Here is a 13,537-nt window from a genome sequence, read left to right on the forward strand (position 1 = left end):
TTACATTTTTGAGTCGTCCTTTTTGCTTTAAAATCATTTTTAAACTGTTTTTAATAATTACTGCGCCCCCGCCATAAATAAACACGTATGGATCGTCTTTCATATCATCGATTTTATTTATAATATCTGTTGCAACACGCGCTGCTAAACCTAATAGTGCCGGCTGTGATTCCTCAACTAATAAGATATTTCTCGGATGCTTATCATTTAAATAAATTTGATTGAACTCTGTAATGCTATCAATCGTCTTAGTTGGATACTTCCGGTTCCATCTCGTAATGATTTGTAGTAACGTTTCTTTTACACCATAAGATAAACCTTTACTTAGTTGCGGACGGAAATTTACCCCTAATGAAACAACTTCTTCTGTCGTCCCTGCACCAATATCAAAAGAGAGTAGTGTTTTATCTACAAAATCAATTTCAGAAACTTGATTTTGCTCACATTCTATTTTATGTTTCACAACATTTCCTTCTTCATCATATACAATGCCCCACGTCCCAGAAGCGCCCTCAGGCAGGCATTTACAAAACTCAATTGAAACATTAATTGTCACATCGCGTCCGTTCGGATAATGGAAAATAACCTTATGATTTCCCATATAACGTTTTGCATTTTCAGCAGCTATTTCTTGTGTAATAAGCTGCATAGGAAGAGCGACAGATAAATCATAACGAATATTAATATGGCTAGAAGTTGGACTTTGACGCATAGCGCTTACCGCCAAACCTGATAGTATTGTAATAACCATTAACTCATCCGTTGACTTATTCGATTTTTTCTCTACCTCAGTACCTTTTAATTGATCTTGAATGACTTTTTCTCCAACGATGTATCGTACATTATTTAGCATTAACGATGGCGAACTTATAGTCACATCAATGTGGTTTTCTAATTCCGATAATGAAACATCTACCTCATCTAAGAGTCCTGTCGGCTCACCTATATATAAAGAATAAATACTCGGAATAAAAATAGGGTCTTGCCCTTTCACCATTAACTTCAAACCGTTATTTCCTGCATCTGCACCAGCTTTTAAAAGTATAGACATAACTACCCCCTAAATTAATCTGACATCCCTTCCAAATATATGCGAGCCCATTCTTTTACATTCAAATGTATTGTAATTTTTTACTTATCATAAAAACAAAATATTACACACTTACATATTGTGTGTAAAAAGTATTTGACATGATACTTCTACAATTTTATACTTATATTTGTAAAGAGTTTTTTACAATCGAGGGGGGCAATTATTTATTGAATACTAAAAAAACTATTTTTATAATCATTGTTTTAGCATTAATTGCAATACTAGTACATGGCACATATAAATACATCACTGAAGGTTCTATTTTGGGTGGTACGATTTTTGCTATCTCGTTAATACTTAGTAATTTAATTAATCACATTACTTGGGGAGATCCCCACGGTGTATCAGAAGAAAGTCAAGATGAAATGGGCCAACAAATTACATATAAAAGCTTTAAAATTGCGTATTTTGTGCTTGTAGTTGTAATGTTCCTTTTATTAATCTTCTCCGAAGGATTTTCTATGGGGGCTAATTTAGATGGCGTTAAAAACCTCCCTCTGTTCATCGCAATTTGCTCTTCATTCTTTATTTATCCTATTGTCGAACTCATAGTTGCAAAACAATATAAGTAAAAAGATGAGGTTTTCTACATGTAGAAAATCTCATCTTTTTATATTTACATACTCTCTACAATTGCTTTTAATTTATTCACAGTACGCCAATTCCTAACTGTAGCTGGTGTATGTAATTTCTGAAACTGGTTCATTAATTTAGAATTTCGAATGCTATTTTTGAAAAACAAATAAGCAACCTTCTCATCTATATAGCAATCTTCAAGTTCACTTTTAAATGTAAGCAATTGACTACTTTCCTCTTCAGAAAGTACATTAGCTAAAAAAGCAACATGAACACTTTCTCCTTCTAACAATGAATGAACTTCATACGGACATTGTTTAATAATATTTATAAATTCACCATATGTTCTTAGCATGACTGGAACATCGAAATCAAATTCATTTTTTATTTCAGATTGTATTCGGTCCTTTAGAAAGTTTATATCTTCCTCAGATTCGAACACGATATTACCACTTTGTATATATGTTTTCACTTGTTTTAACCCTATTGATTCAAACACTCGTTTTAAATCAGCCATTTTGATTACTTTATGGCCACCGACATTGATTCCTCTTAGTAATGCAATATAAAGTGTCATATTATCCCCCCACAATAAAATGAACTTATCAATTGAATCGATTTTCCCACTCATATTTCTCGGATATTTGTTTTAATTCTTCTAACATATCATGAATAGATAATACCTCAAATAAAATAATAGATTCACTTAAAAAATGGTGATGATAATGATTTGGTTTATAATCTTTTAAATCATTTTTATAACTCCAAAATTGCTTATCTAATTCAGCAATAAGTTTGAAATGTTCCTCATCAATTTCATTACAATGGTTTCTCAATATAGCAATTATAGAATGAATTGTTCGTTGTAATATTTCTCTTTCACTTTGTGACCAGTCACAAATCTCAATTGATACCCGAGCTAAATTATCTATATGGTAAATGATTTGCTGTAATATATGAAGTTGCTTCTGCATCATTAAAAAGCTTCTCATTTCCTTCTTTGTATGTTGATGATATTTCCAATCTTTCTGCTCATATTGAACAAATTGTATCGCCTTATGCAATAATACAGTCAATTTAGATAAATCCTGAGCAGTCTCCTTTTTCATACCTTTTCCTGCAACTAATGCAGTAATCCATTCTTCCATAATATTTGCTGTTTTAGCGAATAGATCCTCTGTACATCCAAAAATCGTTTTCGTGTAGTGGGGTGGGAAAATGAAAAAATTCACTAAAGTAGATACTATAATACCAGTAGATGTAGTAGCTAAACGAATTAAAAATGCAGTAAAATAATGATCTGCCGTAATTGGAATCATAGCTACAGCAGTTAAAGTTGCGACTAAAGTTCCCGCGTGTAACCTTAGTTTTTGACATGTTACGATTGTAAACATTGCAGCTGATGCATAAGAAATTGCTTGGTGACCTAGGAAAAATGTGAAAGTCATAGCATATGCCGATCCAATTGTTGAGGCCAGAAAGCGAATAAGTCCTTTTTTTATTGAGTCTGTTGCAGTTGGTTCAATTGTAACAATTGCTGTTATTACAGCAAAAATAGTTGGAATGTTAAAAAAATCACAAACTAACACTGTAAGAAAAACTGCAATCCCAGTTTTAATCACTCTTCCCCCAACGATATTCCATTTTCTATCTTGATTCATTTTTTATATCCTTCATTTCTATTTCATTTTATATACATATATTATATATTGTTAAAATAAAAAAACCTACTACATGAATATTCAAGAGTAAGTTTTCTATCTCATTATTTCATTATAGGTAAATGCATTATTATTTGTTGGCTAATTGGTCCCATTCTTCTAAAACCTTTATCCTCGAAGCCGACTTTTGCATATAAATTTTGTGCAGGAATATTTCTTTCATTCACAGCAAGTACAACTTCATTTTTTATTGGAAAATAGCGTTTTACAAACTCTTCTAATAATAACAATGACTTTTTAGCGAATCCTTTTCTTTGTCTATTGTGATTAATAGAAAATGACGTTAAAAGTAAAGCATCCTCATTATCTGTGAACTCCTTTACTCTATCTCCCGTTTCCAATGCGAAAAGACCCACCGGTACCCCATTGTAATCTAAAATAACAATCACATTTTTTGTACGATCACTTTTTGCTTTTTCCAGTAATGCGCTTGGATCTGCTGTAAACTGAACTTGTTCACTTGGTAAAGTAAATGTTTGTATAACTTCTTTATATTTCTCCTTATACGGAACTAATTGAATTTCCCCTGTGTGTGTGTTCATGCTAAACTCTCCCATTTTTTAGCTTATTAACTTATACCTTGCTGTGCTTTTGAATGCACTCTTCCATCTAAAAAGGTAATTTCAACAAATGAATTTGGATCGTTTCCTTTCCAAGCAAAAATTTGTTTAATTTGTGTAGAATGTTCTACCCCTTCTTCTATAAGTAAATCCCCTTCAAAACCAATTAAATCTTTCACTTCTGTATAAGTCATTCCTTCATTTATGTTCGAGAAATGATTTATATTGATAGATTCTTTCTGTTGCCTTTCCATCACAGTAGAAGAAGTTGCTGTTTGATTTTTCACTTCTTTTCTCTGTTCACACGCTGTCATACTGAAACCTAAGCATAAACTAAACAATATACATGCGCTTTTTTTCATCATAACAGTTGTCCCTCCCATCATAATTAAACCATATATTCCCTTAAAAATAAACTGAATATTTAATATTATACTTAAAAACCTCGCACAATTAAGTACGAGGCTAATTTCATTTATTCAAATGATTATTTGATTGATCATCCTGTTCTTTTCTTAACTCTTGTTCTTCATCTTTTGGTAATTGTTTATCATTATCTTTAATTGGATTCGTTTCTCGATTTTCAATCATATCATTTGGAACTTGTGGCATTACTCGTCCCACAATAGCCGCTAATTCATCTAGTATACCTTCACCTGTTTTTCCTTTTTTAATTTGCTTTCCGATTTGTTTGAGGCGTTCATACGTATCAACATCTGCTACAACGACTGCATTAGCACCGTCAGGGTCATTTTTTAAACTTTCTGCAACAGAATATTTAATTGATTCAACACGAGTTCGATCAAGTTTTGCTTTTACGTCTATACCTACAATAGCATATTTTCCAACAACGACCGCTGTCGCATCATTCACACCTGGCACACTTGCTGCTAAAGATGCTAAATGATCTGCCGCTTTTTCATTTGGCTTATTGGATTTATTCGTATAATTAACATTTTTCATTGAAACATTTTTTTGTTCCGGCTTTTCGTTTGGGTTTTCTTTTGTTCCAATACTGCATCCAGTTATAACGAAGCAAAGCATTAATATATATATTAGAGTTTTCATTATTTTCACCACTTCACTTTTAAGGTTTAATCATAAATTTTTTCAACAGCTTGCATTTTCTTTACCTTTTCCTCGGCCCCACTATTAGCATTAATGAATATTTGGTACGTATCTTTTCCTAAAGTACCTACAAATTCATAGCAAAGTACTTCATTATGCAAATCATTGACTACTACAGCTTTACGTTCTTCCATGACTTTTACATCCGGATTGATTTTCTTTCTTGCTTCTGCTGCAGTTAGCTTCGCCGATGGAACTGTTCGCTTTTGATGTGACGCTAAATATTCTTTTGCGGAGAACCCAACGATAGAACCATCATCTAAAGCAATTTTCATTTGGATTGCTTCTGGATAAATTCGTACTCCATTTTCATTTACTACATACGTAAATACACCAACATTATCATATTGTGAGCTATCATAAAGCTCCATATTATTAAACTTATGGTCCTTTAAAAATTTTAAACCTTTACTACCTGCATCGTTTAAACTAACTTTCTGTTCTTTAATTTCGCGGTTATTCATAACCCAAATTGGATATCCGCCTTTTCCGGTAATATCCATATAGAACTCATTGTTCGTTGCTTCATCTTTAATTTTCACACTATAGAAGGATTCTTTCGCACCTTTTCCACTTTTCTCTACATCTACTTTTTCATTTCCTTTTAAATTCAAAAACGATTTGGCAATTTTCGCCGCTTCATCTTTAGAAATTGCCTTTCCTTCCGCTTCAAATCCGCCTTTTTTATTTTTTTGCGCACTTGTAAAGGTCGGTCCGAAGTTTGTAGAAGAATATGATGTTACGTTTTTCTCTACAGTTTTCAATCCATCAATAATTGTGTTATCTGCTGGATCACGATTTGATGCAAGTGCCATTTCTACATCCATCCAGCGTAAATTATTTTTCAAAACAAGATGTTGTACTTTTCTTAGTTCATCTTGTATATTTCCTGCATTTGAATATAAAGTTTGTAGCGTTTTATATTCTTGCTCATTTAACGGCTCTTTTTCTAAATCACGAATGGCTGCACGGTAACTGAAATCACCGATATTCGCTAAAAATTCTTCCGTTTTATTAAATGGCATTAATGTTAAAGGAAGTTGTCCTACATCTGAGCGAGCTTCAGATGTTAAACGCCATACATCCGCTAATGCAGGTGATAAAGATGATCGTGAATTCATCGCAAGTGTTGTGCCAATTTTATCGTGTAATAAATCGACTTCGTATGCTAAATCATGGAATGCACGTTGATAGCTATTTTCCGCTCGAATTAAAACCGCATTTTTCTCTTGGTGCTCTTTATAGCCCCAATAGCCTGTTCCTACTACACCGACTGTTAATAATACAATGATAATACCTCGTAACATTGTCCCACCTCCGCTCTATTTACAGAAAATATGTTTACCGATTTTTTTAATTTGTGGACGAGTCCAAATCCATTTACTAGTCGCAGTATCTGGATTGAAATAATATAAAGCATTTCCTGTTGGATCCCATCCGTTAATCGCATCTAAAACTGCTTTTTTTGCTGTTTCATTTGGCGTTAAATATATTTGTCCATCGGCTACTGCTGTAAATGCTCTAGGCTCAAAGATTACACCTGAAACAGTATTTGGGAATGACGCACTTGTAACACGATTCAAAATAACGGCAGCTACCGCAACTTGTCCTAAATACGGTTCACCACGTGATTCTCCGTATACTGCGTTTGCCATAAGCTGAATATCATTTTGAGAATAACCGTTCGGAACATTTGTCCCTTTATTTTGAGGTGGTTTATTCTCTTGTGCAGTTCCGCCGCTATTTCCTTTATTCGTTGTTGTCCCTTTATTAGCAGTTGACTTGTCATACTTCGTTGCCTTCACGAGCATTTGCTTCGTTTTAGCTCCAGCTAAACCATCAACGGGTAATCCGAATTTCTCTTGAAAATTCCGAAGTGCCCAGTATGTACCCCATCCGAAAACACCATCCACTTTTCCCGTATAAAATCCGTTATATTTCAAACGAGATTGCAGTTCAATGACATCTTCGCCAGATGCTCCTCTTTGAATAACTTGATTAGAAAAAGCTTCTACATTCTTTAGTTGTATACTACTGACCATTAAAGACAGTCCTATGAACGCAAGTAAAACTGCTATTTTAAAAATAGCTTTTTGGCGCATAATTTTCCCTCCTTAATTACGGAAATGATTTCTTGGTTATGTTTTGTAAAAGCCTCGCTTTTATGTAAAGAAGACAAAAAAATCCAAACTAATATCGTTGAAAAAATATGTAAACAATATAAAAAAAGGATGAAAGGAGTTCATCATGAAGAAATCGTTAAAACGTGTCGCACTCGTCATTCTGTTCCTAACAACATGTTCAAATATATATACAGGCTCATCAATTGTTCATGCGCAGCCGCCGTATGCCAAATGGGGTAAACTTGCCGTAGAAAAGACGAAAGAACAATACCCAAAAGCAGAAATTATTGACTATCTTCATATAGGTAGAAAACCAAAAACAGTTCAAATAACTGTTGAAAAATTTAAATTGTGGTTACGTGAAGATGGAAAAGAATATGGTGTTTTTGTTGATGTAGAATTTGAAACGAAGACGGAGAAATTTATAAAGTTGTCGTTTCAGAAGACGAGTAGATAAAGTGAAACTTTAATCAGCCCTCACCAATCGGGCTGCCCGTTAATGCGGGATAAAATGAAACCCCACTGTTAAAAATGGAAACAGTGGGGTTCCTTGCATTTCTAAAATTTTTTCCTAAAGTTTCGATTCCCTAAAAATCTTACCAATATACAAATAGCGCCAATTACTACAGCTATCCCTATGCTATATAAAAGTACTTTACCATATCCACCTATTCTCGGATCTAAAAACGGATATGGATACCAATTCACGATTGGACCACGTATTAAGCTATATACAACGTAAAAACACGGGAATAAGAGCCAACTTGCAGCTTGTTTCCAAGTGATTTTCTTAATAGGTGGATTTAAAATCCAATCTAAAAGCATTGCAATCGGCATGACATAATGTAGCACAGTATTTACCCATGGTATTGCCGTTTGAAGTGACTCTTCTAACCCTCTTAGTAACAAAAAATAAACGAGTCCTGTCGTAAGTATGTATACCGTTGCCGCACCACGAAGTATACTAAACTGTTCTGAGCGACCAAATGTAGCTGTTCCGATACTGCTTAAAAGGAGAATACATGCAACTAAAATGTTACTTTCAATGGTGAAGAAACTAAAAAAGTTAACTGGATTAAACGGCTTCACTTGTGCCCTAATTATGAATTGCGTAACAATGGCGCTACACACTAGAAGACTTAAACATAATCTAAATAAAGATAAAATTTTTTCATCCTTCATACATTCCCTCCTTTTCTTATATATAATTAGAATTTCCCTGTACATGCTCAATAAATAGTTTTAATGGAACAAGCCCACGTTTTGGCATATGACTACTTATAATTGCTACTATTTCTAACTGAGGAATGATAACGATGTATTGTCCGCCGTATCCCATAGCAAAATATATACAATACGGTATGTGAAATCTTCCGTTATGTAATACCCACCAGTGATATCCATATGCACCGACATGTTCATATGTTTCAAATAGAGCCCTACTTGACTCTTCTAACCATTTCGCTGATACAATTTCTTTTTCATTCCAATATCCATTTTGCAAACATAACTTTCCTAATTTTAATAAATCGGTAGATTTCATTTTCATACCGAAGCCGCCGACATATATACCTTGCGGATCTTGTTGCCACTCGTATTCGTTAATTTCTAATGGATCAAATAAATATTTCTTTGCAAACCGCTCTGTCGACATTCCAGTAGCTTCTTGAATAATATAGCTCAGTAAATGAGAAGAACCTGAATTATAATTCATTTTTGTAGCGGGTTCTTCAATTATTGGCTTTTCTAATATGTACTGCACCCAGTTCTCTGATTCTACAAAGTCATTTGGGAATACTACTCCATTTCCAAACTCTTTCCAATCCTCACCAGTAGTCATTGTTAATAAGTGATAAAGCGTCAAATCATGTTTTTCTCCAGGTACATTTTCAATCCACTCTGTAATCGGTGTATGTATATCATTTATATAGCTCTTATCAATTGCAATACCAATTAATAAAGATACGATACTTTTTGTAATCGAATTTATTTTATATAAGTTATTTGCACATTCGGGTGTTTTATAATACTCAGTTGTTAATTCCCCTTTTTGATAAACAAGAAATGTATTCACTTTTTTCTTTTCGAATTTATTTTCTAGTTGCTTGAAATCCAAAAACTTTACCTCCATTTAAATAGTTACTCCATTTATTATATCTTGTTACTTCATTTTAAACATAATTGTGCTCAAATAAAAATAAACCTGTCAGCCATAATGGACTGACAGGTTTATTTTTATAATTTCGTACGAACATTCCAAAGCTCTGGGAAGAATTGTTGATCAAGTACTCGTTTTAAATAAGAAACACCGGAGGATCCACCTGTTCCCATTTTATGTCCAATAATTCGTTCTACTGTTTTCATATGACGGAAACGCCATTGTTGTAGCCAGTCTTCAATATCAATCAATTTTTCAGCAAGCTGATATAAATTCCAATATTTTTTCACATCCGCATATACTTCTAACCACGCTGCTTCTACTGTTGCATCTTCTTCATAAGGCTGCGTAATATCACGGTTTAACACATCTTTATGAATAGGGAATCCTTCTTTTACTAATGCTTGAATCGCGACATCATATAGACTTGGTGCATGTAGCGCTTTATGAAGTCGTGCATGTAATTCTGGATCCTTTTCATAAATTTTTAATGCGTGTGGCGTTTTATAGCCAAGTGCATACTCAATCATACGATATTGATACGATTGAAAACCTGAGGCTTGACCGAGTGAATCACGAAACTCAATATATTCTGATGGTGTTAATGTCGCAAGAATATCCCAAGATTGAATAATTTGAGACTGAATTTTTGATACACGTGCTAACATTTTAAAAGCTGGTTGTAATTTATCTTGTTTAATAGATTCAATCGCCGCATTTAGCTCATGTAAAATGAGCTTCATCCAAAGCTCACTTGCTTGGTGAATAACGATAAATAACATTTCATCATGATGGTCCGATAATCTTTTTTGAGAAGATAGTAAACTATCTAATTGTAAATACTCCCCATACGTCATATTCTCTTTAAAATCCGTATGAATCCCTTTTTCCATAATTACTTTTTCATTTTCTTTCATATTAGCCAAACGCCCCTTTTATATGATTCTACTTATATTGGTCTAATAACGGCTCGAACTGGACTTCCATCTGCATCAGTTAATGCAAGTGGTAATGCAATAAGTTCATAATCACCGTCTGCTACATGATCTAGTACGACATTTTCTAAAATATGAATTCCATGTTTAAATAATTGATGATGCGCTGCTAATTCTTTATCATCTAGCGGATCAACTGATGGTACATCTACTCCGATTAAACGAATACCTTTCTCTGAAAGAAACGACGCTATGTCTGCACGTAAATGAGGGATCACATTTGGAAATTCTTCAGCTTTTCCATGTGAAGATGTACGTAATAATAATCGTTCTACACCTTCTAAATGAAAGCTTTCTAATTCCTTTTTCCCGATGCTTTCAAGATTAGAAACGTCAATAATCCGTGCTGGGCCAACATACACTTGAACATCTAAATCCAATACTTTCTTTCCATCATTATCAAAATGAAATGGTGCATCAATATGAGTGCCTGTATGAATACTCATCGTTAACTTTCCGACATTTACCGAGCCACTTTCTTCTTTTGACCATGAAACTTCATACGAGAACGGTGTGTCTCCTGGCCACGTTGCAATATTATTATTTAGCGGTTGTGAAATATCAATCCATTCTGATATTTTCATACTTATGCCACAACCTCTCGCTTATTTTCAAACTGCTTATACTCTTCATTTTCCATAATTTCCTTTAATATCTGTACAGATTTCCACACTTCTTCGTATGTGTTATATAAAGCGACCGGCGCAAGTCTCACCCCATTTGGCGCTCTAAAATCTGGAATTACTCCATTTGCCTTTAGCGCTTTACATATACGTGCTGCTTCTGTATGCTCTAAATAAATGTGCCCGCCTCGTTTTTCATCCTCTAATGGATTTCCAATTGTAAATTCGAAATCTTTTAATTCATGTCCAATTAAATTCAGCATGTACCTCGTAATATGTAAAGATTTCTCACGTAAACGCTCAATACCAGCATCCTTGAAAATTTCAAGTGAACCAATTAATGGTGCTGTACTTAAAACGTGAGGTGTACCAATTTGATAAGCACCTGCATGATCAGCCGCTGTTAATGTATGCTCCATATCAAACTGCTTATCTTTTCTAGAACTAAACCATCCAGACAACCCTGGTAGTCTATTAAAATGTTTATTATTTACATAAATTCCTGCAACGCCACCCGGTCCTGCATTTAAATATTTATAATTGCACCAAACAGCAAAATCGACATCCCAATCTTTGAAATGATGCGGAATAGATCCTATTGAATGGCATAAATCAAATCCGATATGAATGCCGCGTTTATGAGCTTCCGTTGTTAAACGTTTCATATCCAGAATTTGACCACTTCTATATAAAACAGAAGGTAATAAAATTAAAGCGATATCATCTTCCATCGCATGAATAATATCTTCTTCAGAAAGTGTTCTACCATCTCGGCTTTTCACTCTTACTAGATGCTCCTCTGGATCTAATCCTTTTAAACGAATTTGACTTTGAAGTGCATAAATATCTGACGGGAAAGTCAATTCATCCGCAAGTATTTTTGTACGAATTCCTTTCGGCTCATAAAACGTCGCAATAACTTGGTGTATATTTGTAGTCGTAGAACCGGTTACAATAGTTTCCTCCGGTAAAGCTCCAATAAGAGGGGCTGTAAGTTTACCTAATTTCTCTGAAAGGAAGAACCACGGGTGCTCACCTTCAGTCCAGCCGTCAATTCCATATTCTTTCCACGAATCTAGCAACGTAAGTAATGATTTCTCTGCTCTTTTTGAAAGTAGCCCTAATGAGTTTCCATCTAAATATATAGTACCTTCTTTTTTATAGAATTCAGTTTGAAAATCTTTCAGTTCATCATGTTTATCACATTCAAGCGCATACTCATAAGTTGGTTGAAATGGTTCTTTATACATGGTGTCACCTTCTCTTAATTTTCTTTTTATTCTAACTAATTGAAATATAGCACCTTAATTGATATAACGTCAATGATATTATGTCAGTTGACTTTATATATGAACTTCTTTTACAATACAGTTATATTTTCAGACATTTCAGTATAAAGAGGTGATTCTTTGAAAAACTCTACTCTTTCATCAAGAAAACACCGCTCCTTAGAAACGAAGAAGAAACTATTACACGCTGGTTACACTATTTTTATAAATAACGGATTTCAAAAAACGACAATTACACAAATTATTAAACATGCAGAAACCGGTTACGGAACAGCATATGTATACTTCAAAAACAAAGATGATCTCCTAATTAGTTTAATGGAAGATGTTATGAATCGTTTTTATAATATCGCTGAGCGCTCTTTTTCTCCACAAACAAAAGAAGAAGCACGTATAATGATCCAAAATCAAGTTAGAGCATTCCTGCAATTAGCAGATGAAGAACAAGCTATTTTGCAAGTTGTAGAAGAAGCAATAGGATTATCAAGAGAAATACGTCAAAAATGGGATGAGATTCGGGAACGTTTTATAAAAAGCATTAAACAGGATATTACATACTCTCAAGAAAGTGGATTAGCACAACCTAATTTAAATAAAGAGATTGTAGCACGCGGTTGGTTTGCGATGAATGAATCGTTTCTTTGGACTATTATGCAAAATGATAAAAAGATTAACTTAGAGGAAATTGTGTATACGTTAACGGAGATGTATACGACCGGGTTATATAAATAACACACCTTCAATAAGTAAGGTGTGTTATTTTACATCTATAAAAATATATTATCTGGGTATGGTAGTGCTAAAGTAGGCTTTTCAGAAAATGAGAAATATTGTAGTTTTAAAGATTCACCATCTATCGATTTCAGTTTTCCACTAGTAATTTCACATTCAAACACAACAACAATATATTCTACTTGATCGCCATTCGGATATATATGACGGAACCTTTCCCCTCCAAATACCCCTTTTTGTTTTTTTACTTGCACTTTCAAACCCGTTTCTTCCCACACTTCACGAACTACCGCTTCTTCTGGAGTTTCACCAAGTTCAATTGCTCCAGCTGGCAAACTCCAGTATTCTCCACCAGGATATTGAAATAAGATTTTCCCTTGCTCATTTTTAATAACAGCAGCTACACTCGGTATTAGAATTAGTTCATGGCCTAATTGCTCACGGATTTTTTTATAATATAGCGACATTGACATACAATTCTCTCCTAACCTATTAATAACTGTATTTTCTGATATTAATTGTATAATATTCTTAATACA

Annotated in this window: 17 protein-coding genes; 3 read left to right on the forward strand and 14 right to left on the reverse strand. The window is 33.9% G+C overall.

The window, feature by feature from the left end:
• Positions 1-1,051 (reverse strand): ParM/StbA family protein (locus RT27_RS06465; RefSeq protein WP_043935582.1); only part of this gene is annotated, 1,051 nt, incomplete at its 3' end.
• Between the two features lie 209 nt (positions 1,052-1,260).
• On the opposite strand from RT27_RS06465, the gene RT27_RS06470 reads away from it, so the two are divergent.
• A complete protein-coding gene (locus tag RT27_RS06470; RefSeq protein ID WP_001093141.1) occupies positions 1,261-1,665 on the forward strand; it encodes a hypothetical protein in 405 nt (134 codons plus the stop codon).
• A 44-nt stretch (positions 1,666-1,709) separates the two neighbouring features.
• On the opposite strand, the gene RT27_RS06475 is transcribed toward RT27_RS06470, so the two are convergent.
• From RT27_RS06475 to sleB, 7 genes are all read right to left on the reverse strand, one after another.
• Entirely contained in the window at positions 1,710-2,246 is a 537-nt protein-coding gene (locus RT27_RS06475) for a DUF1697 domain-containing protein (RefSeq protein ID WP_000177384.1), read from the reverse strand.
• A 28-nt stretch (positions 2,247-2,274) separates the two neighbouring features.
• Positions 2,275-3,330, reverse strand: coding sequence for an aromatic acid exporter family protein (locus tag RT27_RS06480; protein WP_043935583.1), 1,056 nt, complete (start codon positions 3,328-3,330; stop codon positions 2,275-2,277).
• A gap of 104 nt (positions 3,331-3,434) precedes the next feature.
• Positions 3,435-3,947, reverse strand: coding sequence for a GNAT family N-acetyltransferase (locus tag RT27_RS06485; protein WP_142397261.1), 513 nt, complete (start codon positions 3,945-3,947; stop codon positions 3,435-3,437).
• Between the two features lie 11 nt (positions 3,948-3,958).
• Positions 3,959-4,315: a hypothetical protein gene (locus RT27_RS06490; RefSeq protein WP_016081336.1), complete on the reverse strand. Its 357-nt coding sequence runs from the start codon at positions 4,313-4,315 to the stop codon at positions 3,959-3,961.
• Between the two features lie 106 nt (positions 4,316-4,421).
• On the reverse strand, positions 4,422-5,018 hold the full coding sequence (locus tag RT27_RS06495; RefSeq protein ID WP_000854060.1) for a YhcN/YlaJ family sporulation lipoprotein: 597 nt from the start codon (positions 5,016-5,018) through the stop codon (positions 4,422-4,424).
• A gap of 26 nt (positions 5,019-5,044) precedes the next feature.
• Positions 5,045-6,385 (reverse strand): germination protein YpeB, encoded by a 1,341-nt coding sequence (ypeB, locus tag RT27_RS06500; RefSeq protein WP_016081334.1) that lies wholly within the window; start codon positions 6,383-6,385, stop codon positions 5,045-5,047.
• Positions 6,386-6,400: 15 nt separating this feature from the next.
• Positions 6,401-7,180, reverse strand: a complete 780-nt coding sequence (sleB, locus tag RT27_RS06505) for a spore cortex-lytic enzyme (RefSeq protein ID WP_001249053.1) — start codon at positions 7,178-7,180, stop codon at positions 6,401-6,403.
• Positions 7,181-7,325: 145 nt separating this feature from the next.
• Here sleB and RT27_RS06510 point away from each other — a divergent pair, with 145 nt between their 5' ends.
• Positions 7,326-7,658, forward strand: a complete 333-nt coding sequence (locus tag RT27_RS06510) for a DUF3889 domain-containing protein (protein ID WP_000749154.1) — start codon at positions 7,326-7,328, stop codon at positions 7,656-7,658.
• Positions 7,659-7,759: 101 nt separating this feature from the next.
• Here the strand turns inward: RT27_RS06510 and RT27_RS06515 are convergent, their stop codons facing one another.
• The 5 genes from RT27_RS06515 to kynU all read right to left on the reverse strand — a co-directional run bounded on the left by RT27_RS06515 (position 7,760) and on the right by kynU (position 12,227).
• On the reverse strand, positions 7,760-8,383 hold the full coding sequence (locus RT27_RS06515; RefSeq protein WP_043935585.1) for a Pr6Pr family membrane protein: 624 nt from the start codon (positions 8,381-8,383) through the stop codon (positions 7,760-7,762).
• Positions 8,384-8,399: 16 nt separating this feature from the next.
• Positions 8,400-9,317, reverse strand: coding sequence for a serine hydrolase (locus RT27_RS06520; RefSeq protein ID WP_043935586.1), 918 nt, complete (start codon positions 9,315-9,317; stop codon positions 8,400-8,402).
• A 119-nt stretch (positions 9,318-9,436) separates the two neighbouring features.
• The gene (gene kynA, locus RT27_RS06525) at positions 9,437-10,276 is read right to left on the reverse strand and encodes a tryptophan 2,3-dioxygenase (RefSeq protein WP_000661957.1); all 840 of its coding nucleotides are present in this window, start codon (positions 10,274-10,276) and stop codon (positions 9,437-9,439) included.
• A gap of 32 nt (positions 10,277-10,308) precedes the next feature.
• Complete coding sequence (kynB, locus tag RT27_RS06530) at positions 10,309-10,938, reverse strand: arylformamidase (RefSeq protein WP_043935587.1); 630 nt, start codon at positions 10,936-10,938, stop codon at positions 10,309-10,311.
• 2 nt (positions 10,939-10,940) lie between these two features.
• A complete protein-coding gene (gene kynU, locus RT27_RS06535; protein WP_043935588.1) occupies positions 10,941-12,227 on the reverse strand; it encodes a kynureninase in 1,287 nt (428 codons plus the stop codon).
• A gap of 159 nt (positions 12,228-12,386) precedes the next feature.
• Between kynU and RT27_RS06540 the strand changes: the two genes are divergently transcribed.
• On the forward strand, positions 12,387-12,998 hold the full coding sequence (locus RT27_RS06540) for a TetR/AcrR family transcriptional regulator (protein ID WP_043935590.1): 612 nt from the start codon (positions 12,387-12,389) through the stop codon (positions 12,996-12,998).
• Between the two features lie 35 nt (positions 12,999-13,033).
• Here the strand turns inward: RT27_RS06540 and RT27_RS06545 are convergent, their stop codons facing one another.
• Positions 13,034-13,471 (reverse strand): NUDIX domain-containing protein, encoded by a 438-nt coding sequence (locus RT27_RS06545; RefSeq protein WP_043935591.1) that lies wholly within the window; start codon positions 13,469-13,471, stop codon positions 13,034-13,036.
• Positions 13,472-13,537 lie beyond the last annotated feature (66 nt).

Source organism: Bacillus sp. L_1B0_5 (assembly GCF_000836715.1).
Classification (GTDB): domain Bacteria; phylum Bacillota; class Bacilli; order Bacillales; family Bacillaceae_G; genus Bacillus_A; species Bacillus_A thuringiensis_S.